The sequence below is a fragment of the Paenibacillus protaetiae genome (assembly GCF_004135365.1).
GTDB lineage: Bacteria > Bacillota > Bacilli > Paenibacillales > Paenibacillaceae > Paenibacillus_AP > Paenibacillus_AP protaetiae.
In genome coordinates this window covers 3,774,007-3,795,090 of record NZ_CP035492.1, presented here as the reverse complement: position 1 = coordinate 3,795,090, position 21,084 = coordinate 3,774,007, and the positions used below count along the sequence as shown (strand labels likewise).

The following is a 21,084-nucleotide window of genomic DNA, read 5'->3' as shown; positions in this document are numbered from 1 at the left end:
CGATCATCGCCTAGACTAAAGCTACATGAAGCAGGAGGCGATCTCCCATGCAGCTCGCAGGCATTCATACGGATTCATTAATCCTTCATCATACCGTAACCGGACAGCCGACAGCGCAATATGCGCTGCACTGCCACAACTTTTACGAAGTTTTTTATTTTGTCGCAGGCGAGGTCAGTTATCTCGTAGAAGGCACCAAATATGTGCCGAAGCCGCACAGCCTGCTGCTGATCGCGCCGCATGTGTTTCACGGCGTCAAAATCGAAAGCGCTATCCCTTATGAGCGGATTTCGCTTCATTTTGTCCCTGAATTTTTGCCGCCCGAAAATCAGTCCGTTCTGCTGTCGCCGTTTCAGGCGGAACAAAGTCCGGCCGGCATTTATTACGAAGACGCGGCGGACAGCGGAATGTACGCCTACTTCAAACAGCTGATGGATGCCCGCCATGCCGGCGAGGCTATCCGCGATCTTTCGCTCCGCGTCAGGCTTGAAGCATTACTGTCGCAAATTCTAATGATGAGCTATTCGTCGCAAGGCGCTGCCGATTGTTCCGTCCAATCCGTCTCCCGCATAATTTCCTACTTGAATAAACATATTACCGAGCCGATTACACTGGATGAGCTGTCCAGCCGGTTCTATATCAGCAAACATCACTTAAATAAATTGTTCCGGAAAGCGACCGGCACGACCGTAGGCAATTACGTGATCCATAAGCGGGTCGTCATGGCGCAAAATTTGATGCTGCAGGGCCAATCCGCCAGTTCCGCGGCAGCGGCTGCCGGCTTCCGGGACTACTCGTCGTTTTTCCGTTCCTACAAGAAAGTAGCCGGCCATGCGCCATCCGAGAAGCAATCGCCCATCCGGCTCCAGTAACAAGCGCAGGCGAACGGGCCGGACAGGCCGTAATAACCAAAAAAAGAGCGCAGCATCCGAAGCTGTACCCTGTTTCCATAACAGGATGCAGTTCCTCCATTGCTGCGCTCTCTTTATGCTGCCGTTTTACAGCAGGTTTTTGCGGAGCTCGTCCGGCGCTTTCGGGGAAAGCAAGCCAAACGGAATGTCAAATACCGTTTTGGCGCCGAAGTCGCCTTTCGCTGCAAGGCGGGCTGCCGCTCTTGCATAAGCAACAAGCACGCTAGCCGTAAATTCCGGGTTGCTGTCCAGCTTCAAGCCAAACTCAATAATTTGCGTGGACGATTCGCCCGTGCGTCCGCTGCGGAGCACCATGCCGCCATGCGGCATCGTCGTATGCGTGCTTGTAAACTCTTCTTCCGAAATGAAGTTTACAGTTGTGTCATAGTCGGAGAAGTAGTTCGGCATGTTTTGGATCGTTTGGGCAACCAGTTCCGCATCGGCGCCGTCTTCCAGCACCACAAAGCATTCGCGGAGATGTTTCTGGCGGGTTGTCAGCTCCGGATTTTCGCCGCCGCGAACACGGTTCACCGCTTCTTCAACCGGAATCGTATATTGTACGCCGCGTTTCACGCCGGCTACGCGGCGAATCGCATCCGAGTGGCCTTGGCTTACGCCGCGTCCCCAAAATGTATATTCATTGCCTTCTGGCAATACCGCTTCGGCAAGCAGGCGGTTCAGGGAGAACAAGCCCGGATCCCAGCCGGTCGAAATAATGCTGACATGATTGCTTTGTGCAGCAGCCGCGTCAACCGCAGCGTAATATTCAGGGATTTTGGCATGCGTATCAAAGCTGTCTACCGTATTAAACAGCTTGGCCAATACAGGACCTTGCTCCGGCAGATCCGTCGCAGAACCGCCGCACAAAATCATAACATCGATTTTGCCTGCAAAATCATTCAATTGCGAAATAGAGTATACAGGGGCGCCGGCTGTAACGCCTGCAGGGTCACGGCGTGTAAATACGCCTACCAGCTCCATGTCCGGATTTTGCTTGAGGGACATTTCGACCCCTTTGCCCAAATTCCCAAGACCGACAATACCAACACGAATCATAGCTAAAAAAACCTCCTTGTCGTTATAATTCCATTATAACCAGTTTATTTTCTTAAAACTATTAAAGAAAATGGACAATCTACGCTTTTTCTCTCCCCCCTGGTTGCTAATCGTTGCCCTCTGTGTTATATTGATAACGATTATCAATATCATAATATTCAGGGGTGAACTAACTTGCATTTAATCCAAACTAAAAAAATTCACGTACTTATTGCGATCATAGCAGCCTTTGCGTTGCTGTTAAGCGCATGCGGCAACAACGCGGCAAACAACAACTCGGGAGCTAACGCCTCCTCGCCGGCTCCGTCTGCGGCTCCTTCCGCTTCCAGCGATGCCGGAACAGCCGGCGACGCGGAAACGGTTACTTACCACGCCGACAACGGCGATGTGCAAGTGCCTAAAAACCCGCAGCGCATTGTGGACCTGACGGCATTTTACACCGGCTTCTTCCTGGCGATTGGCGTCAAGCCGGTTGGCGTGCTGCAAAACGCCATGGACAACCCTTATTTTGAAGGCAAGCTGGACGGGGTTCAGACGTTAAGCGATGATGCTACGCCGGAGCATGTCCTAGCATTGAAGCCTGACCTGATCATTGCCTATACCGGCACGGAAGGCTTGGACAAACTTGCGGAAATTGCGCCAGTTGTTGCCGTTGAATACGGCAAAAGGCCTTATCGGGATCAATTGCTTGAATTCGGCAAGCTGACGAATAAAGAAGCTGAAGCGAAAGCTTGGGTAGCGCAATGGGATCAAAAAATTAACGACCTGAAGCCAAAAGTGCAAGCCGCAGTCGGCGACAAAACCGTATCGATCCTGAACCCTTACGCAAAAGGCCTGTACGCCTTCGGCACATTCTACGGACGGGGCGGGGAAATTATTTACGGCGAGTTCGGTCTGAAAGCGCCGGCGGAATTCCAGAAGGAAGTAATCGACAGCGGCACCGGCTGGGCGACGATTTCGATGGAGAAGCTTCCGCAGTTTGCAGGCGACATTGTATTTACATGCCCTTGGTCGGGCGATACAAGCGATCCGAAGGTTGTCTATGACAGTGCGATCTGGAAAAGCCTCCCGGCCGTTAAAGCCGGCAACGTGTTCCAATTGAATCCGAAAGCCGATACGTACAACGATCCGGTATCGCTGGAATCGCAGCTTGATTTCATTGCAAACAGCCTGCTTTCCGTAAAATAAATTACAAACGTCCCCCCGACAGTTGGATTTCCTCTAACCATCGGGGGACGTTTATATTTGGATATATCCCGTATGCCTACCGGCTGCGGCGTCTGGCGGCGGACGGCGTTATGCCTTTGTACTGCTTGTACAGCTTCGTAAAATAATTGGCGTTATCACAGCCGACCCGGAGCGCGATTTCGCCGACGGTCGCTTCGCTGCCAAGCAGCAGCCGTTCCGCTTCATTCGCCCGGCACACATTGACGTATTCGATAAAGGTGCGTCCGGTCATCTTTTTAAACTGCTTGCAAAAATGGAACGGGTCCAGCCTCATCAGCTCCGCCGCCTGGCGCACCGTCAGCTTCTCGGCAAAATGCTGCTCGATCCAGCCGATCAGCTGCTTGAACCGGTCGCGGTTCATGAAGTAGGCTTCCGTCTGGCGGGCGGAAGGCTGGCTGCCGCTGCAATAACGGGCCAGCATTACGATAAGCGCATACAGCTTCGCTTTGACTATGAGCTGGTAACCCGCTTCCTTGCGGGTCAGCTCCTCCACAATATCTTCCAAAGCCGGCTGGTACCGCACCTCCCAATCATCTGCTGCGGATAAGACAGCCGGAAACGGGAGGCTCCCCTCCACATAAGGGGCCGCCAGCTGCGCGTAAACCGGATCATGCACCCATTCATTAAACAAAGCGGCGTTAAAAACAAGCGAGTCATAGACGACTTCGCCTTCCTCCAGCGCATAACCGACATGCAGACTGCCTCCGGGCACAAACAGCACATCACCGGCGTTTGCTTCCACCTGGCGGCTGTCGATATAAAAAACAGCCTTGCCCTGCCGCAGCACAATCCATTCCATATGCTCATGCCAATGCAAATAAAGAATATTGTCCCCGGCCTGCCTGTTTCCGCTTGCGTTGCGGAACAGCTGAATCGGATACGACTTTTGCTCAAGCCGGGTATCCTCCCATAACTCATTCGGATGGCGCATCGGATTAACCCCCACAATATACTGCTAGTTTCCGCCAAGATCGAACCGTTCAATCAGATTCCATCTCGCCTATAATAAGTGTGATAGCAATACTATATGACAATATCGGAAGGGTGGGCAACCATTGGACCACCCTTATGCGGAATCTGGTGTTGGCCGTTCCGCGCACAAGGAGGAGCCTATATGAGTCAATTTCGAATTGTTGTGGCAGGCTGCGGAGGCATGTCGAATACATGGGTCGACTATGCGCTAACCCGCACGGACGCCATCATTGTTGGACTTGTAGATATTATACCAGAAGCGGCGAAAGCGCTTGCAGAAAGAAAACAGCTGGACTGCCCCGTATTTACCGATCTCCGTGAAGCGATCCGGGACACCGGCGCCAATCTTGTGTTTGACGTATCTATTCCGGCCAGCCATTTCTCCAATGCTGCGGCTGCGATGGAGCTCGGCTGCGATGTATTCAGCGAAAAGCCGCTGGCGGAAACGATCGCTCAGGCGACCGGGCTGGTGCAGCTGGCCAAGCAGTACGGACGGACGCATGCGGTTATGCAAAACCGCCGGTTCGATCCGCGCATCCGCTCGCTGCGCCGGCTTGTAGACGATGGCGCCGTCGGCACTGTTGGGTATGTCGGCGCCGACTTTTTCCTCGGCCCGCATTTTGGCGGGTTCCGCGATACGATGGAAAGCCCGCTTCTGCTCGATATGGCTATCCATACGTTTGACCAGGCGAGGCTGATTACCGGCGCCAATCCGGTATCCGTTTACTGTCACGAATTTAATCCGCAAGGCTCGTGGTACGCAGGCAACGCGATGGCACTGTGCATCTTCGAGATGTCGGACGGCTCCGTCTTCGATTACCGGGGCTCCTGGTGCGCAGAAGGCGCGCCTACATCATGGGAAGCTTCCTGGCGGGTGGTTGGCGACAAAGGGACGGCCATCTGGGACGGCCAGTCGTTCCCTTACGCCGAAGTCGTTCCGGCTGCAGGGCAGGAAGGCAAATTCCTGTACGAATACGAGCGGAAGGAAGGCGATCCGATCGAAATGGAGCTTACATTCCACCACGGCTGCCTGGCCCATATGTTCGAATCGTTAAAAGCCGGACAAAAACCGGAAACCGACAACAGCGATAACGTATACAGCATGGTGATGGTGCTTGCCGCGCTCGAAAGCGCACGTACCGGCGCCAAAGTGAATATAGCTTCGTTTATGCAGGGCTAAACGACCGACCGGCCGGCCGGTCGGTATGGCAGTGAACCGGCAGCAGCGGCGGGCGGGGCAGCAGCATTGCTAGCCAAGATGGCAATGCTGCTCTCAAGCCATGTGGCGGACCATCACTTTCCCTTCCTCTGTTATGTATGGTAAAATTATACTTACCTCTTGCGTTAGGAAGGAGTATAACGGGATGAACCGTTCTGCACGAATCCGGGCGGCTGCCGCTGCCATTTGCACCATTCTGTTTATCCTTTTATCAGTGTCCATTGCCTATCTTATCAAAACCGACAAGGACAGCAGCCTGCTCAGCGGCATCATATCGGCAGCGCTGTTGCTGCTGGGCGCCGCAATCGGGAACGGAGCGGTTTGGCTCGTCAGAAGGAGCCGGCCATGACATTCCTTCGTCCGCTGCTGCATGTGAATATAATCAGCTTTTTGTACGCAGTCTGTTTGTGGATACCGTGTGAACTTGTCGTAAATACATACCGGCTTGAACGGGTAACCGGCATCTCGCATTTGGACCGGTATTTGACGTTTACCAATCTGCTCTTATTTGCGGCGTTTACCCTCCTCGTTTTTTGGCTGACCGCCAAGCTGCTTGGCAAACGCAAAATCAAGCACGTCTCTCTTTTATTATGGGTTCCTTATTTTTGCGGTTTGATCTGGGTCATTGCCGCTTTATTTCCGATGACCGATCCACAAGAGGAGCCGCTTGGCGGAGTCGGTATTCTGCTCCTTGGCGCAGCCGTCTTGTACCCGTTGTATATCGCCGTCATCAATATGTTCGTTTCGATCATTGCTATGGACAAAACGGAATCATGAATCGCTTCGCCAGTGAAGATGAGGCGAACAAACAAGGCAGCCAGCCGGATTTAAAGTCCGGCTGGCTGCCTTGTTTGTCAATCATTTTCAAGTATGAGCTGCGTTCCGCCCTTTACTTCTGTCGTCTGCCCGTTCACGTTCAGCCAGACGCTTGCTGCCGAAGGATTGTATACCACGTTCATGCCTGCGCCAAATTTAAGCCGGTCAAAAGCATTCATGTAATCTACGATTTCAATATTGGTTGCATACCAAATAGTTTCGCGGCCGCCTGCCAGACGGCAGAACTGCTCCATCAGCTCCCAATTGCCGTCGCGGTCAAATTCATAGCTGTGTCCCCATACGTACATTAAATATAAATATTGCGTTTTGTGCAGACCGGCAAACGTTTCCGCATGCTGCAGCAAGCCGTTGTTATGATGGCAGGTTGCCTGCCACTCCAGCCAATGTTTCGGCATGCCAAATTGGCCGCTGCTGCCGACGGTACGGGCATATTCGATGCCGAGCCCGGGCAGGAGGCTCTTAATCCGCTCATTATACGAGCCGTTCGGGTAGGACATGCCGCGGACCGGGTACCCGGCCAGCTGCTCCAGCCTTTTGCGGTCCTCCATCACCTCATACACAATCTGCTCGTTGGGGCACCGTTCAATGGTAGGATGCGTTAACGTATGCGCCGACACTTCATGCCCGCTGTACAGTGTACGGACTTCGTCCGCCGCGATTTTATCGCCTTGCCCCAGTAAGCCGGCGTTCAAATGGAACGTCCCGCGCAGCCCATAGCGATTCATCATCGCCACTAATTTACGGTCGGCCACATGGCCGTCGTCATAGCTGAACGTCAGCGCTTTATGGCGCCCGCCGGGAAAACATAACGCAATTCGGTTCATAAGGTTAACCCCCTGAATAATTAGGATCGCTGATCGTCCGCCTTAAGAAAGCTTTGCCTCAAAGGGACTGAAGGCCGATAATGCTTTGAATAACGGCAGGAACATCGTCCGGAGTGTTGATCGTAAACAAATGGTCCGCCTCTTCTGCAGTTGGCGGAAATACGTCATCGGTTTCCTTTTGCTGCCGGATCAGCACTTCGTTGAAACTGGCTGCCGTCCGGAAAATATCGCCGCTGCGTTCAGTAGCGGCAACCCGCTCCTGCAATACGGCATCCGGAACATCAAAATAAACAAGGACGCAAATAAAACCTTCCTTCCGGTAATGCTCCAGCAGCTTTAACCGCCCGGTTCGGTAACGGTTCGAATTGCTTAATATCAAATGGCAGTCCGTTTCCCGCACAGCATAATCCGCAATGGTTTGCGTAATCGCGAATTTAAGCCTATTTGGCCCTTCCTTTGGCCGTAAACCGCGATAATGCTTATTGATGAACGCGGCATGATTGTCCTGGTCGATCATGACCGAGCCCGGCAGCTGCGCCTGAAGCGATTCGGCGAACGTTGTTTTGCCGCTATGCGTTTTGCCGACAGTCATTACAGCTAATCTGCTCATAACGCTTTCCGCCCTGCGATTAGCCCGTGGCTGCTGATGCCCATAATCGTCCGTTCACGGCATGTCCGTTTATGATAATTCACCCAGACATGAAACTGCTCGTCCGTCAGCCGGTCGATATGGTCGCCGATCGTGTGGCTTAACCCGTCTGTTGCAGCGTGGTCAATGACCTGTACGCCAAACCGGGCCAGCAGCTGTTCCATCTCGTCCGGGCTTGTAAAATAAGCGTCCGTCCAGAAGCAATCGGCATCTCCCGAGCGTATGACGCCTTCGTTTAACATTTTGTCCACGACGCTTTCTCTCAAGAAGGAAGCGTCCCTTGTCGCCAGCATCGGCATAACGTCAAATTTATTAATATAAGCGGCGGCCAGTATGCCGCCCGGCTTCAGTACTCTTAAACATTCACGGAAGCAGCGGTTCCGGGCTTCTTCCTCTACGAGATGATAAACCGGGCCAAAGCACAACGCGACATCGTACATTTCCGATTCATATTCGCTCAGATCGGTTGCATCGCCCACTGCCGCCTTCAGCTTAATATCCGATGCGTAATTGTCCCGCTTGCGCTGTATCATGTCAATATGCTTGGGCGTCAAATCGACAGCCGTCACATCATGCCCCTTCTCCGCATAATAAAAGGAATAAACGCCTGTACCCGCTCCTACATCCAAAATAGCCGAACCTGGCGGCACGATACGATCCAATATGTCTGTAGTCGTCAAAAACTCGATTTTGCGGGAATTCCGCGAAAAACGGGAATCTTCATCTGTTGCCTGGTAATAACCGATTACTTGATTCAACCGCTGCGCCTCCTTCAAATGGGAATAACCCCCATTATAAAACCGTACTTGCGGAAATGACAGCCCCGCCGCAAAAAGAATCCAAAGGAAACAGCGCTTGTAAAGCATCCAAACTAACATAACGTATCACGTATGCGCAGCATGAAGCGCCTTAAACCAGGACGGGCTGCCGTTCCCGGCAGCCCGTCCTGGCCTGATTGCAGTTAAAACCTGCCCAAGCTTATCACACGCTTAGCTGCATGTTTCCCTTTAAGGCGTCACATAAATGTTGGGAGCTGCTGGCGTCGACATGCCGGTGCCGAGATAAAAGCTCGTATGCGGCGGCTGGTTGTAAGCCACGTTCTGCCAAGCAATATCCAGCCGGTATAACGGGTCATGCATGAGCGTATACAGCCTTGTGCTCGTTACATCGGTCGTGGTATAAATCCGCAATGCCGTGCTGTCCGTTGTGCGCCATACCGCTTCTTCGCGCCAGTCGCCCAGCAGATCGGCCTGGAGCGCCGGATTTGCTTTGGTGCCGTTGTTGGAAGCCGTTCCGCTGGCGGTCAGCAGATTCGTTGTTGTGCTGTTGGTATAATTCCATTTGTCGATATGGTTATCATCAAGCAGCTCGCGCGACAAATCGCCGTCCCACCAAATGCCAAAGTTAATGGACGGAACCGTGCTCGTAATTTTGGTACCGTTAATTTGGTACAAGCCTACACCGGAGGAAGCCCATACTTCTTCGCCCGGATAACGCGGGTCGATATCCGCAGCCATCCCTCTGCCGGTATCGGAGCCGGTATGCACGCCCCACTGGATTGCCCCGTTGGAAGCTTTCCACACAGCCGCGCCATAGGTTGCTCCCGTATTTTCCATTACCTTAAACACTTCCAGCCCTGCCTTGCTCGGATCAAGGTCGCCTACATGCAAAGCATCGCCGTGCCCAAGGCCTGTATTATACAAGCTTTGTCCGTTGTCATTCACCGTCATTGCGCCGTATACAATTTCATCCTTGCCGTCGCCATCCACATCGGCAGCGGTCAAGTTGTGGTTTCCTTGTCCGGCATAAGCCGAATTGCCCGAGCTGTTCGTGTCAAATGTCCACAGCTTCGTCAGCGAGCCGCCGCGCCAGTTGTACGCGACAAGCACGGTACGGGTATAATAGCCGCGGGCCATCACAAGGCTTGGCCGTTCGCCGTCCAGGTAAGCAATTGTCGCCAGGAAGCGGTCGACCCGGTTGCCGTAATTATCGCCCCAGTCGTTGACGTTGCCGCGCGGCGGATCGTAATTAACGGTGGTTAATATTTTTCCGGTTGCCCCGGCGAAAATCGTTAAATATTCCGGACCGGTTAATATCCGTCCGGCAGAATTGCGGTAGTCGGCCGTGGAGCTGCCAATCACCTGTCCGGTGCCGTCCTTGGTGCCGTCCGCCGTTTTCAAAGCGATTTCCGCTTTGCCGTCACCGTCCAGATCATACACCATCATCTGCGTATAATGAGCGCCGGCCCGTATATTTTTGCCCATATCAATCCGCCACAAGCGGGTGCCGTCGAGCTTGTAAGCATCAATGTACACATTGCCGGTATAACCGTCCTGTGAATTATCTTTGGAGTTGGAAGGGTCCCACTTCAGTACGATTTCATATTTGCCGTCCCCGTCCAAATCGCCGACACTGGCGTCATTAGCGGAATACGTGTAAGCGACTCCGTCCGGTGTAGTGCCTCCCGCAGGCTTCTGGATCGGTACCGTCAAATAGTTTTGTCCCCAGGGCGTAACCGCTGCAGAAGCTGCTTGCTCCGTACCGTTCAGCACTGCTTTGACAGTATAGCTGGAACTGATTGTCCCGGACGGGTCCAAATAGTTGGTGCTGCTGGTAATCGGCGATGCATTCACCTTCGTTCCGTTGCGGTAAAGGTTAAACGAGATGCCGGAAGGCTCCGTGCCCAGCAGCCTCCAGCTGACAAATACGCCGCCGCTTACTTTTACCGCCACGAGGCCGCGGTCCAGTTTTTCCATTTGCCGAGCTGGCCCGGCAGCGTGAACCGGATGCAGCGGGGTGACAACAGGCGTAACGAGCAGCGCGGATAATGCACACGCACAGGCAGCCTTGGCGATCAGCTTTACGTTCATCATTCTCAACATGTCTTCCATACCCTCCTAAGCTCATATAGTGATAACCTACAAGCTTCATGCCTTACAATAGGACGCCGATCACCCCCTCATGCAAGATGGCCGTTAACATGCTGTTAAGATGCCGATGCTGGCCGTTCCCGGGCAGCCCTTTCATTGCCGAATCATTTGCCCGCCGCACGCTGCGCATCGGGAATCTACCCGATTATCCCCCTGCGCAAATTAACCATCAATAAGACATTATTGATAGCGGTTACAAAATATAGGCGTAATAAAGTATAAATACGGCAAAAGAATCCAAAACGAAGCCGGTATCCCCCGTCGCGCTGCACGGCGAGGCGTATGCCGCGCCATTGTCAAGGCGCCGTGCAGCCTGTCCGGCATGCCGCGAAGCAGCCCCTGACAGCGCAAAAACCGCCTGTCCGGACAACCCGGGCAGGCGGTTTTTGCATCTTTTATTTGCGGATCAGCGCCGAAAGCTCGGCCGTAAACACTCGTTCATCCTTTTCGTTTACCGCCGTTAATAACACGGTTACAATACCGTTGTCGCTATTTTTATCGGTTTTGCCGATCACTTCCGCTTTCGTCCGGATCCGGTTGCCCGGATAGACCGGCCGGATAAACCGGACGTTGTTCATTCCGGTTCCGGCTACAACCTCGTCGCCGTACATGCCCAGCTGCACCCACAGCTTAAACGCTACTGCCATCGTCTGCATGCCGGAGGCAATAATGCCGCCGAATCTCCCCTGCGCCGCTTTCGCTTCATCCAGATGCATATATTGGGGATCATATTCGCTTGCAAACGCCATAATATCAGCTTTGGTAAACAAATATTGTGCTGTTTCGTAAGTTTGTCCTATTTCAAAATCATCGTATTTCAACTTGCGCACCTCCGGGTTATTCATGGTGAATCCTGTTAAAGTTACCGAATAGAATATTGTATATTGTACTCATATTCTTAAATAGGTCGCAACTCTCTTCGGCCATACGGCCTTCCCCTCTTCCCGGAACGAAGCGGCAGGTTCAGGCTTAATTGGCCTGAACCTGCCGCTTCCTTTATAAATAAGCTTGCTCCGGATCCGAACCTAACTCCTCAATCGTCAAATTGTGAACATGCACCTTCATGCCTTTCCCTTGCGGGCTGCATGCGTATATCCCGGCCTGAATGCTGGAATGCTCCGGCACGTCCAGGTGAGCAATTCGAATCTGAGTCCAGCTCTCCCCGTTCCATGAATAATCCACATAAACATTTTGACCAATTTTCGATATGCGGAAATAAAGCGGGACAGCTGCCCAATCTACGAGCTGGGTTGACCAATCCGAATATCCCCGGTTTGTCACAACGGCTCCCAGCTTGCTTTGGCCGTCCGGTATGTATTCCAGCGATGTTTTTACCCACACCTCTTCCGAATACCGGATCATCAAGCCGGCCTGATCGTATTTGGATTGCGGCAAAGCTTCGACTTTTGCAGTCATTCGAAAGTTCCGGTTCGTTCTCTTAAACAGGAAGTGCCCGTTATCCACTTGAAAACCGTAATGGGTCCTCTGCCAATAATCGGTTTGTTCATCCGTTTCCAGCATAAGCCCGGACGAAGACAACTTCCATGTGCCCGGCTCGCAATACCATTCCAGCCGTTCGTCCATACGGCCGCTGTCGAACTGTTCATTCAAAATCCATGTCTTCTCCATAGCGCTTCCCTCCAATAATGGCATATCCGCATTGCGTTATGCGCCTTTTTCATTCCGGCTTGGCCCATTTGATACGAATAGCATATCAAATCCGGGCAGCCAGTGGAAAACCATGCTATCATCGGCTAGCAAAATAAAACAAAGGACAGCCTGTACAGGCTGCCCTTTGTCTCCTTGCAACGATTATGTCACTACACGAACGAATCGGATATTAACCGCGTTATTCTTTAACGCCGCCAAGCGCTACGCCCGCGATAATATAGCGGGATAACAAGAAGTAGATCACAAACAGCGGCAATGCTGTCAGAGACAGCCCCATGTAAATCGAGCCGAACTCGGTCTTGTAAATATCACCGCGAAGCAGGCTTACCATAATTGGCAGTGTATACTTTGCTTTATCCGTCAGCAGGATCAGCGGCATAAACAAGTTGTTCCAGCTCGCTACAAACGCAAAAATCGCTTGTGTTGCGATAGCCGGCATCATAATCGGCAGGATGATCCGGTTGAACGTAGCGAACTCGCCCGAACCGTCGATACGTGATGCCTCTACAATTTCAAGCGACAGCGTCGCCAGCAAATATTGGCGCATAAAGAACACAATCGCCGGAGATGCAATCGCTGGCAAAATAAGCGGCAGGAAGTTGTTCGTCCAGTGCATATGGTACATGAACTGGTAGAAACCGATGGCGCTTGCTTGTGCCGGAATCATCATAACGCACATGATAAAGGTAAAGAACGGCTGACGCAATTTCCAGTTGTATACCACGAGCCCGTATGCCGTCAAAGACGAGAAATAAACGGCACAAATCGTTGAAAAGCCGGAAACGATTAACGAGTTCAGAAACCCTTTCAGCGGATCGAAGCTTTTGCTGGTCAGGACATGCCAGTTGGTCATCAAATGAGAGGACGGCAGCAACGAGAGACCCCTTTGGATTTCAGGTGTCGAACGCGTAGCGTTCACGAACATGATCCAGAATGGAAGGATGCTGAGCAGCGCCAGGACGATGCAGACGACGTAAATGATCGTTTTGTTAATTCTGCGTGCTGTAATGCTCTCGGTTCTCGCCATGATTACATCCCCCTTGCCGCTGCTTTTGCAGCTTTTTCGATCTTTTTATGCTGTTTTCTGATTTTAGCTTCGCCGCGGTCGCGCATCAGATAGAACAGCAGGGCAGACAGTACAGCCGCAATAATGAACATAATCATACTAGCCGCTGCAGCCTTGTTATACATATAGCTTCCCTTGAACGCTTGCCCGTAAATAAACACGGACGTGGTAAGAGTAGCGTTGTCCGGTCCTCCAGCAGGAGTAATGAACAGCTGCGGAATATCGAACATTTGCAAGCCGCCGATCATTGAAGTGATCAGTGAATACAGCAAAATCGTTCTCAGGCTAGGCAGTGTCACACGGAAGAAGGTTTGTACTCCGCTTGCCCCGTCAATGGAAGCTGCCTCGAAGAGAGCCGGGTTAATCCCCATTACGCCCGCAATCAGAACGATCATGGTATTACCGTACCACATCCAGAACTGGATGAATGAAACGATGCCCCGAGCCGTATTTCTGCTCTGCAGGAATTGGATTGGCGCATCAGACCATCCAAGTGCATGGAACAAGCTGTTTACAGGACCCATCGGGTAAGCGAACAGGGTGCTGAAAAGCACAGCGATCGTACTCGCCGTGATAATATTCGGCATGTAAAGTAAAACTTTGAAAGCGCCTTGTCCTTTAATGTTGAGACGCCGGTTGGTAAACCAGGCGGTAAGCAAAAGCGCCAGCGCGATTTGAGGAATAAAATTGGCAATCCACAAAATAAATGTATTAATGAGAGATTGTCTAAACGAAACGTTATCGACAATAAGTTCTTTAAAGTTTTGGAACGGATTGTCCAAAATATGAATCGGTTTCGGGATTACCCCTTTCATATCCGTAAACCCGATGAAGGCGGTATATAAAATCGGATACAACGAAAAAACGAGAAACACTAATATAAACGGAAGACTGAATATATAGCCGTATTTCGAGTAACTGACTCCTTTGCGGCGCATGCTCTCACCCCATCAATTGATATAAAGGGGCGGAACTTATCCGCCCCTTCGGCGCCAAATTATTCGCTATCGATGCCGAGCTGATCTTTAACTGTTTGTTTGAAATCTGCGAGAGCTTGATCGCGGCTCTTGCTGCCCGAAGTATATGCACGTACTTGGTCACGCCAGATTTGGTTGATCGTTTCGTCATATTGCGTCAGGTTTTTACCTGTTGCATTAGCGTTAGCCGGAACGAATGCGTCAAACATGTTTTGACCGCCGAGCAGCGGCACTTCGCCGTTGGATTTCGCCATAACAACGGAGGATGCAACGCTGTCTTTCGTGCCTTGCTCGCCGTCTTTCATCGTTCCGTTAGCCCAGTAGTATTGGAGGCCAGTGTCGGAAGTATCCAGTGTTACCCATTTGATGAAATCGGCAACAGCTTGTTTTTTAGCATCGTCTTGCTCTACTGCTTTGTTAGCCAGCAGCCAAGTACCGCCCCAGAAGAAGCCGGTTGTTGGTTCCGTAACAGCCCAGTCGCCGTTTGTGTCTTTCACTTGACCGCTCATCGTATAGTTAATCAGCCATGCCGGGCCGAAGAAGCCAAATACCGGTTTAGGGCCAGAGCCGGACATATCTGCAAACCAAGCATCTTGCCAGTCTTGCGTATCATTGCTGTAACCGTTGTCTTTCAGCTTTTTGGAGAAATCAAGGAATTGTTCACGCTTAGGGTCGATATGCAGCTTGCCGTCTACGATCCAGCCTTTGTCAGAGCTGTTTTCGATTGGGTGCCAGATGTCGCCGTCACCGGAAACAATTGCGTCGCCTTTTGCTTTCAGCTTTTCAGCTGCTGCGAAGAACTTATCCCAGCCTGGGCCGATTTCGTTCTTGATTGCAGCCGGGTCATCCGTACCGAATACGTCTTTAGCAATCGAACGACGATAGATGAACGCACCGCCAGTCGCTTGATAGCCAAGCGCTTTCAATTGGCCGTCTTTCGTACCGATATCAACGGAATATTGAGCAATGCCTGCGTCCTTCACCATTTGGTCAGTAAGACCAAGGTCGGAGTAGTTCGCCGCATAGTCAGATGCGTCGCCTTGTGTATACTTGAGTACAAACGCCGATTCTGCAGCATAGAGGTCCGGAGCATCTTTGCCGCCGCCAGCCAGTGCTTGGTCAAGCGCAGGCTGATACGCGCCGTCTGTCGTGGCGATAACAGTCGTTTTGAATTCAACATTAGCATCTGGATGCGTTTGCAAATATTTTTGAGTCATGTTTGGAATTTCGTCTGTAAAGCTCCAAAGATTGATTGTAACTTTTTTGCCGTCGCCTTTTGATGTGTTGTCGGCTGTGGCTGTGGCAGATGAAGATGGGGCTGGGCTTGAGCTCGAATTTGTGTTTGAGTTCGAGTTTGAGTTCCCGCAAGCTGCGAGAGCAGTCGTCATCACAAGCATTGTAGAGATCCCCACTAGCGTACGTTTCATTCGTTTCATACTTTGCCTCCCTTTTTTTAACTATCTTGTTTTTGTAACCGCATTCAAATTATAAGCTTTACATTTATTGGACATAAGGTGTCCATTATTGGGAAAAATTCCACTTTTATTGGATTTAGATAACAAGATTAGAAGGGAATGCGTTTTTATGTGCAGCCAAAAAAATAACCATCTCACCCTATTAGCCGCAAGGTGAAAATGGTTACGATAAATGATCATGGTCCGGAATGGCTCCGTTACTTTTTGAAAAATAAATCATACGATTCCAACCCTAAAATTTGTCTGGAAACTAAAGCCGCTCCGCCAAACAGCGTTAATTCGTGGATATGGCGGTCAATCGATATAATTTGTGTAGATCCAAGCGGATCAAATGCCGTATATTCCTTAATAATCTCGTCTAATAATTGCGGAAAAAAAGCGATGAAACGCGAGGAAAGAAACACAGCATCAGGGGCACTGTATTGGATCAAATTATAAGTAAGCTGCGCGATAGCTGTAACCCATTGCTCCATGATCGCCAAAATTTGCTCATCCTTTTTCTCCATAAAAGAAATAAAATCTTCCAATGTGAAATCCGGGATGTTCTTCAGCTGGCCAATCTGGTCCAGTACCGCTTTCTCGGAATAGATCTCTTCTAGACGGTGCGTCTTTTTGTTCGCTGACATAATAATCGACCGGCCGATCTCGCCGGATAATCCGTTTAGACCCGTGTACAGGCGCCCTTCAATAATGGTCCCAACACCAATCCCGTTATGGATATTTAACGCTAAAATATTATCGAATTGGACATTCTGGTCATGCCGGTAAAAATCCCGGACATAAATGGCCGTAAGATTAGCTTCATTCTCAATAATGACGGGAACATCAATCAATTCCTTTAGTGCATCAATTAAGTTAAAGGTTTGAAAGTCCAGGAAAGGGCTGTACAATATGCGATTATTGGATACCGGCGCATGAAGCGCAATGGCGATCCCAACCAGTCCGTTTGGGGTATCGTCATTTTTTTTCACATCTAAAATAATTTCCTTCATCATCTCAAAAATATCTTTTACTTTATTCGTATACAATCTGGTGGAAACATGGCGAATGAGCTCGCCATTAATATAATTGATCGAATACCTGAGATGTTTAACACCCAAATCAAACGCCAATACAAATCCGAATTTGTGGTTAAAACGTATTAAGTTTGGTCTGCGCCCGCCGATGTTGGAAGCTTCGCCAATTCCCAGCTCTTCGATCAAGCCTTCGTCTTGAAGCTCACGAATGATGGAAGAAACCGTCGACTTTTGCAGATTAATTTGGTCAGCTATTGAACTTCTTGACGTCTGATCAGTATTAAATAGAGTTTTTAATACCAATTTTTTGTTATTTTCTCTCATAACATCCTGATCAGTTTTCATAATCATTTGTTGTAATCCCTTTCAAATGTTATCGTACTAAGAAGTATAGCATATTAAATAACATTACTACTACTAAGAAAGAGTTGGAAGGCATTCCCTTCCAACTCTTTCTTGACGTCAGGATTCAGTTTAATTCGTGTTAAATGCTGCTGCTGCGGCTTTCGATTTGCTTATTAATTTCATAAATTTTTTCATCAGTTAAATCATATTTGGAAATAATAATCATGGCTACGATCAGCAGAATCGCCGGCAGTACCGCAACCAGCCACAAAATACCTTGCTGCGCAAATGCGGATTGATGTTCGTCTCCAGCTACATAACCGGTCATGCTCAGAACAAATCCCGGTACAACGCCGCCGAGCGCCATGCCAAATTTGAAAAAGAACCCTGTCAAAGCATTAACAACGCCGGAGATGCGTTTGCCGGATTGGAGCTCTCCGTAGGAGATGACTTCAGGAACTAACGCCCACATGTATCCGGTTGCTACAATGATACCTGTCGATTTGATGAATTGAGCTATAAGTACCAGCGTAATATGGTTTTGCGGATTCGGTATGAGATAAATAAAGAGCATCCCTAAAATCGCGATACCTAAAAATACGAGAAACATGCCTTTTTTGCCGATCATTTTTTTGATTTTAGGAACTAAAGGCAAAAAGATAAATGCAGGTATTGAACCTAAAGCATTAAACCATTGAACATCATCCGATGCTTGTACAACATATTGCATATAATAAGAACCGCCGGCATTACCAATCGACATCATGGCAAATGCAGTAATAAAGAAGAAAGCTAAAATCCGCAGCGGTTTATTCCGTTTGAATTCGGTGACCAGGTCCGAAACTTTGACTTCTTCCTGTTTCGCGTCGTCCATGACAACTTTTTCTTTCGTCTGGCTGAAGCAAAACAGCAAAATCAGAAAACCTACGCCAGCATAAATCGCCATTGTGATAAGCCAGCCGGAAGCGCTTGATTTCGTATCCCACGTGCCATCGCTAGAAAACAGCTTTACAAGCACCGGAACGCCGTACGCAACCGCAAGGCCGCCCAGGTTAGCCAGAAACATACGTGTGGTCGTCAGTTTCGTAATTTCATCATTGTCACGGGTTAACGAAGCATTAAGCGCGCCATAAGGCACATTTAAGAACGTGTAAAGCATAGACAAACCTACATAGGTGATGTACGCATAAAGCAGGCTGCCGGAGAAACCGTTCCAAAATATAAGTATGGCCAACACGGATAATGGGAGCCCTGCGAATACGAGATAACCTCTATATTTACCAAAGCGCGTAGAATGCTTATCGACAATTGTGCCTACAACCGGATCCCAAATGGCATCAATAATCCGCACGACCAGAAACATGGTAGCTGCAGCTGCAGGATTTATGCCAAATACATTAGTATAAAAAAACAATAAATACGTGGAAACCGTATTATAAATGAGATTTTGCGCTAAATCGCCGGACCCAAATCCAATGCGCTGCAATCCGGATAATTTATAAAATCCCCTCTCATGATTTCTCGCCAAACTCGCTTCCATTTTAAGTTGGCCTCCTTAACTCGTGATGATATCAGATTTGTGCTTACCCAGTATATCATGGTTAGTTCGACGAAGCAATTAATTGTCGACTGGTAACTTGTCACTTTTTTATACACAAAATGTTCTGCGTATACAACGTCGTTTTGCGCTTGATAGAAGTCAACAGAAATACCCCCTGATGATGTGTATGCAATCATCGGGGGTATCGAAATTCTGTGTGAAAGCATGAGCTTGAATACCATGATTAGAAACGGTAAACCGCTACGAATACGGCTAATGCCAGCAAAATGATATTCATCATTATCCCGCTGTATTCCGCGCGGCGCGCATGGAAAACAGCAGCCAGCAGCATAATGGCCGCTATCCCGATAGCTGCAATCGGCGTCAAGGAAGGGATCACTCCCGTAGCCTGCGGTAAAATTAAGCCGATTCCGCCTAAAAGTTCAACTGCTCCTATAAAGTTAACCAGTCCTTTGGACGATTCCTTCATCCATGGCTGAGACGCCTTTGCTTTCTCATATTGAACGGTTTTCATCATGCCGGCCATTATAAACATAAAGGCCAGAAGTCCTTGAATAATCCACACTGCAATATTCATGATTTGCCCCCCTCCTGAATAATTATAAATGTTGCGCACCTAATCCGATTTTTTTGAGCAAGACAATCATCTGCTCCTTTTCTTCATCGGAAATAAATGATAAATTTCGCGAAATCGTTGAGACATGTCTAGGGAATATATCGTTAAATAATGCGGTTCCTTCTTCCGTCAACACGACATTGGATCCTCTGCGGTCTGTTGGGCTGGCCTGCCTCTCAACAAGTCCCTTTTTCTCTAACTTGTCGACGACATACGTTATACTTCCGCTTGGAATGGATAACGTGTCGCTAATTTTTTGAACAGGATGCGGCCCTTTGCTGTAAAGCAATTCTAAAATCATAAAGTTTTCCGGTGTAATATTGTAATTTTCAATGTCCTTGCGAATATTTACGAAAACGGACTTCGATGCTTTCACCCATGTCCGAAATAATTTTAAATCGAGCTCATTCCGTTCCTGCTGATTCATTCCATTCACCTCGTCATTAATTTCTGATCTGAACGCCTCCCTTAAAGGATATCATGATTTTATCCTCATTCAAACTATCCTAATGATAGGATAAATATATCCTATCATTAGGATAGTTTCCTGTCAACCGGCAATCCTATTATTTGCCCTCTTTCAGGAACAGCTCAATCCTGTTTCTTATTGAATCACGGACTTCGGCAAATGCCGCTGCGATTGCTTCTTCCGTACCGGTCGCCTTTGCCGGATCGTCGAAGCCCCAATGCCATCTTTCGGCTTTGTCGTTACGTACGACAGGACAGTTATCATTGGCATGACCGCACAACGTAATAATGTAGTCTGCTTGTCTTAGTATTTCCGGGTCAATGACATCCGAGATATGATTGGAAATATCAATTCCCGCTTCTTTCATTGTTTGAACGGCGCGTGGATTTAAGCCGTGCGCTTCAAGACCTGCGCTTTTCACTTCATATCGATCGCCTTTAAAAATCCGTCAGCGATTTGGCTTCTGCAAGAGTTTCCGGTACATAAAAAATAAACAAGCGGTTTGTTGTTCATTTTGAACTTTCTCTCCTATCTTTAAGATGGCTAATTTTTACTGTTTCTTGTTGGAATGCTGCATTGTCCATTTTCGAGCTAACGAGTGCTTTGACTAGCCAGGCGATTACGGCAAGCACTATCGTTACAGCAGCAATTAAAACCCAAACATGGAGGCTTATTGCATCAATCACGTATAGCCAGATAGATAAGCCTGTTAATGTCATAAACAATGTCGGGACAGTCAGCGCAATACCCGTTTTCAAGTAACTGCCCCATGTAATTTTAATATCCTTGCGCGACAATACGTGCAGCCACAAAAGAGTAGCAAGCCCGATCGGCGTAATTTTTGGACCCAAGTCACTGCCGATAACATTGGCATAAATGAGCGCCTCCCGGACCCCGCCTGACGTCTCTGTTCCTTTTATGGCTAAAGCGTCAATCATAACCGTCGGCATATTGTTCATAATGGAGGATAAAAAAGCAGCGAGGAAGCCCATTATTGCTGAAAGCTTTCTGGGAGAGGGACGCACGAAGATGAACGGCTGGGTCACTGCAGTTAACGGGATCGGTGGCGCTATCTTTTTGTCGATTGGCGGTTTTGCCGCTTCCTTTGGCTGGAGAAGTGTATTCCTCAGTTACGCTTACGCTATTGTTCTGCTCGTTCTTGTTGTACTTTTCTTGCCCAAGTTCCAGCCCTCTCAAGCTCAGCGTTCGAACCGTACGTCTGCACAACAATCCCTATCGCATTTTATTGGATAGCATTGCTCA

21 protein-coding genes and 2 pseudogenes are annotated in these 21,084 nt (G+C 49.4%); 6 read left to right on the top strand and 17 right to left on the bottom strand.

Annotated features, from left to right (window positions below):
• Nucleotides 1-47 precede the first annotated feature (47 nt).
• The gene (locus ET464_RS17610) at nucleotides 48-872 is read left to right on the top strand and encodes a helix-turn-helix transcriptional regulator (protein WP_129443205.1); all 825 of its coding nucleotides are present in this window, start codon (nucleotides 48-50) and stop codon (nucleotides 870-872) included.
• A gap of 126 nt (nucleotides 873-998) precedes the next feature.
• On the opposite strand, the gene ET464_RS17605 is transcribed toward ET464_RS17610, so the two are convergent.
• Nucleotides 999-1,967 (bottom strand): diaminopimelate dehydrogenase, encoded by a 969-nt coding sequence (locus tag ET464_RS17605; protein WP_129443203.1) that lies wholly within the window; start codon nucleotides 1,965-1,967, stop codon nucleotides 999-1,001.
• A gap of 174 nt (nucleotides 1,968-2,141) precedes the next feature.
• Between ET464_RS17605 and ET464_RS17600 the strand changes: the two genes are divergently transcribed.
• A complete protein-coding gene (locus tag ET464_RS17600) occupies nucleotides 2,142-3,155 on the top strand; it encodes an ABC transporter substrate-binding protein (RefSeq protein WP_341869712.1) in 1,014 nt (337 codons plus the stop codon).
• A 76-nt stretch (nucleotides 3,156-3,231) separates the two neighbouring features.
• Here the strand turns inward: ET464_RS17600 and ET464_RS17595 are convergent, their stop codons facing one another.
• Nucleotides 3,232-4,125, bottom strand: coding sequence for an AraC family transcriptional regulator (locus tag ET464_RS17595; protein WP_129443201.1), 894 nt, complete (start codon nucleotides 4,123-4,125; stop codon nucleotides 3,232-3,234).
• 183 nt (nucleotides 4,126-4,308) lie between these two features.
• On the opposite strand from ET464_RS17595, the gene ET464_RS17590 reads away from it, so the two are divergent.
• From ET464_RS17590 to ET464_RS17580, 3 genes are all read left to right on the top strand, one after another.
• On the top strand, nucleotides 4,309-5,346 hold the full coding sequence (locus ET464_RS17590; protein ID WP_129443199.1) for a Gfo/Idh/MocA family protein: 1,038 nt from the start codon (nucleotides 4,309-4,311) through the stop codon (nucleotides 5,344-5,346).
• A 184-nt stretch (nucleotides 5,347-5,530) separates the two neighbouring features.
• Nucleotides 5,531-5,734, top strand: coding sequence for a hypothetical protein (locus tag ET464_RS17585; RefSeq protein WP_129443197.1), 204 nt, complete (start codon nucleotides 5,531-5,533; stop codon nucleotides 5,732-5,734).
• A complete protein-coding gene (locus ET464_RS17580; RefSeq protein ID WP_129443195.1) occupies nucleotides 5,731-6,162 on the top strand; it encodes a hypothetical protein in 432 nt (143 codons plus the stop codon). The genes ET464_RS17585 and ET464_RS17580 overlap by 4 nt, the downstream gene beginning before the upstream one ends.
• Nucleotides 6,163-6,239: 77 nt before the next feature.
• On the opposite strand, the gene ET464_RS17575 is transcribed toward ET464_RS17580, so the two are convergent.
• The 15 genes and pseudogenes from ET464_RS17575 to ET464_RS17505 all read right to left on the bottom strand — a co-directional run.
• A complete protein-coding gene (locus ET464_RS17575; protein ID WP_129443193.1) occupies nucleotides 6,240-7,046 on the bottom strand; it encodes a polysaccharide deacetylase family protein in 807 nt (268 codons plus the stop codon).
• A gap of 58 nt (nucleotides 7,047-7,104) precedes the next feature.
• A complete protein-coding gene (locus tag ET464_RS17570) occupies nucleotides 7,105-7,656 on the bottom strand; it encodes an ATP-binding protein (RefSeq protein WP_129443191.1) in 552 nt (183 codons plus the stop codon).
• On the bottom strand, nucleotides 7,653-8,453 hold the full coding sequence (locus tag ET464_RS17565; RefSeq protein ID WP_165280044.1) for a class I SAM-dependent methyltransferase: 801 nt from the start codon (nucleotides 8,451-8,453) through the stop codon (nucleotides 7,653-7,655). Before ET464_RS17565 ends, ET464_RS17570 begins: the two co-directional genes overlap by 4 nt.
• Nucleotides 8,454-8,702: 249 nt before the next feature.
• Entirely contained in the window at nucleotides 8,703-10,577 is a 1,875-nt protein-coding gene (locus ET464_RS17560; protein WP_482811943.1) for a rhamnogalacturonan lyase, read from the bottom strand.
• 443 nt (nucleotides 10,578-11,020) lie between these two features.
• Nucleotides 11,021-11,446, bottom strand: coding sequence for a MaoC family dehydratase (locus tag ET464_RS17555; protein ID WP_129444539.1), 426 nt, complete (start codon nucleotides 11,444-11,446; stop codon nucleotides 11,021-11,023).
• A 175-nt stretch (nucleotides 11,447-11,621) separates the two neighbouring features.
• Nucleotides 11,622-12,254 carry a DUF1349 domain-containing protein gene (locus tag ET464_RS17550; protein WP_129443187.1) on the bottom strand — a complete coding sequence of 211 codons (633 nt, stop codon included), beginning with the start codon at nucleotides 12,252-12,254 and terminating at the stop codon, nucleotides 11,622-11,624.
• Nucleotides 12,255-12,474: 220 nt separating this feature from the next.
• Nucleotides 12,475-13,323 carry a carbohydrate ABC transporter permease gene (locus ET464_RS17545; protein WP_129443185.1) on the bottom strand — a complete coding sequence of 283 codons (849 nt, stop codon included), beginning with the start codon at nucleotides 13,321-13,323 and terminating at the stop codon, nucleotides 12,475-12,477.
• Nucleotides 13,324-13,325: 2 nt separating this feature from the next.
• Entirely contained in the window at nucleotides 13,326-14,300 is a 975-nt protein-coding gene (locus ET464_RS17540; RefSeq protein WP_129443182.1) for a carbohydrate ABC transporter permease, read from the bottom strand.
• Nucleotides 14,301-14,359: 59 nt separating this feature from the next.
• Entirely contained in the window at nucleotides 14,360-15,556 is a 1,197-nt protein-coding gene (locus tag ET464_RS17535; protein ID WP_244226583.1) for a type 2 periplasmic-binding domain-containing protein, read from the bottom strand.
• 455 nt (nucleotides 15,557-16,011) lie between these two features.
• Nucleotides 16,012-17,181: an ROK family transcriptional regulator gene (locus ET464_RS17530; protein WP_129443178.1), complete on the bottom strand. Its 1,170-nt coding sequence runs from the start codon at nucleotides 17,179-17,181 to the stop codon at nucleotides 16,012-16,014.
• A gap of 133 nt (nucleotides 17,182-17,314) precedes the next feature.
• Nucleotides 17,315-18,715: a glycoside-pentoside-hexuronide (GPH):cation symporter gene (locus ET464_RS17525; protein WP_129443176.1), complete on the bottom strand. Its 1,401-nt coding sequence runs from the start codon at nucleotides 18,713-18,715 to the stop codon at nucleotides 17,315-17,317.
• A 244-nt stretch (nucleotides 18,716-18,959) separates the two neighbouring features.
• Entirely contained in the window at nucleotides 18,960-19,313 is a 354-nt protein-coding gene (locus ET464_RS17520) for a DoxX family protein (RefSeq protein ID WP_129443174.1), read from the bottom strand.
• Nucleotides 19,314-19,335: 22 nt separating this feature from the next.
• Complete coding sequence (locus ET464_RS17515; RefSeq protein WP_129443172.1) at nucleotides 19,336-19,779, bottom strand: MarR family winged helix-turn-helix transcriptional regulator; 444 nt, start codon at nucleotides 19,777-19,779, stop codon at nucleotides 19,336-19,338.
• 139 nt (nucleotides 19,780-19,918) lie between these two features.
• Nucleotides 19,919-20,334: pseudogene (gene arsC, locus ET464_RS17510) on the bottom strand (arsenate reductase (thioredoxin)).
• Nucleotides 20,331-20,813 (bottom strand): annotated as a pseudogene (locus tag ET464_RS17505) (ArsB/NhaD family transporter); the annotation flags it as partial. The pseudogenes ET464_RS17505 and arsC, both read right to left, overlap by 4 nt.
• On the opposite strand from ET464_RS17505, the gene ET464_RS20795 reads away from it, so the two are divergent.
• A complete protein-coding gene (locus ET464_RS20795) occupies nucleotides 20,698-21,075 on the top strand; it encodes an MFS transporter (RefSeq protein ID WP_129443170.1) in 378 nt (125 codons plus the stop codon). The pseudogene ET464_RS17505 and the gene ET464_RS20795 overlap by 116 nt on opposite strands.
• The last annotated feature ends 9 nt before the right edge of the window (nucleotides 21,076-21,084 follow it).

Coding starts and splice junctions, on each gene's coding strand:
- ET464_RS17585 (WP_129443197.1), top strand. CDS start 5,531: ATGAACCGTTCTGCACGAATCCGGGCGGCTGCCGCTGCCATTTGCACC.
- ET464_RS17560 (WP_482811943.1), bottom strand. CDS start 10,577: ATGTTGAGAATGATGAACGTAAAGCTGATCGCCAAGGCTGCCTGTGCG.
- ET464_RS17525 (WP_129443176.1), bottom strand. CDS start 18,715: ATGGAAGCGAGTTTGGCGAGAAATCATGAGAGGGGATTTTATAAATTA.
- ET464_RS17580 (WP_129443195.1), top strand. CDS start 5,731: ATGACATTCCTTCGTCCGCTGCTGCATGTGAATATAATCAGCTTTTTG.
- ET464_RS17590 (WP_129443199.1), top strand. CDS start 4,309: ATGAGTCAATTTCGAATTGTTGTGGCAGGCTGCGGAGGCATGTCGAAT.
- ET464_RS17610 (WP_129443205.1), top strand. CDS start 48: ATGCAGCTCGCAGGCATTCATACGGATTCATTAATCCTTCATCATACC.
- ET464_RS17570 (WP_129443191.1), bottom strand. CDS start 7,656: ATGAGCAGATTAGCTGTAATGACTGTCGGCAAAACGCATAGCGGCAAA.
- ET464_RS17515 (WP_129443172.1), bottom strand. CDS start 19,779: ATGAATCAGCAGGAACGGAATGAGCTCGATTTAAAATTATTTCGGACA.
- ET464_RS17595 (WP_129443201.1), bottom strand. CDS start 4,125: ATGCGCCATCCGAATGAGTTATGGGAGGATACCCGGCTTGAGCAAAAG.
- ET464_RS20795 (WP_129443170.1), top strand. CDS start 20,698: ATGAGCGCCTCCCGGACCCCGCCTGACGTCTCTGTTCCTTTTATGGCT.
- ET464_RS17535 (WP_244226583.1), bottom strand. CDS start 15,556: ATGACTCAAAAATATTTGCAAACGCATCCAGATGCTAATGTTGAATTC.
- ET464_RS17540 (WP_129443182.1), bottom strand. CDS start 14,300: ATGCGCCGCAAAGGAGTCAGTTACTCGAAATACGGCTATATATTCAGT.
- ET464_RS17575 (WP_129443193.1), bottom strand. CDS start 7,046: ATGAACCGAATTGCGTTATGTTTTCCCGGCGGGCGCCATAAAGCGCTG.
- ET464_RS17550 (WP_129443187.1), bottom strand. CDS start 12,254: ATGGAGAAGACATGGATTTTGAATGAACAGTTCGACAGCGGCCGTATG.
- ET464_RS17530 (WP_129443178.1), bottom strand. CDS start 17,181: ATGATTATGAAAACTGATCAGGATGTTATGAGAGAAAATAACAAAAAA.
- ET464_RS17545 (WP_129443185.1), bottom strand. CDS start 13,323: ATGGCGAGAACCGAGAGCATTACAGCACGCAGAATTAACAAAACGATC.
- ET464_RS17520 (WP_129443174.1), bottom strand. CDS start 19,313: ATGAATATTGCAGTGTGGATTATTCAAGGACTTCTGGCCTTTATGTTT.
- ET464_RS17605 (WP_129443203.1), bottom strand. CDS start 1,967: ATGATTCGTGTTGGTATTGTCGGTCTTGGGAATTTGGGCAAAGGGGTC.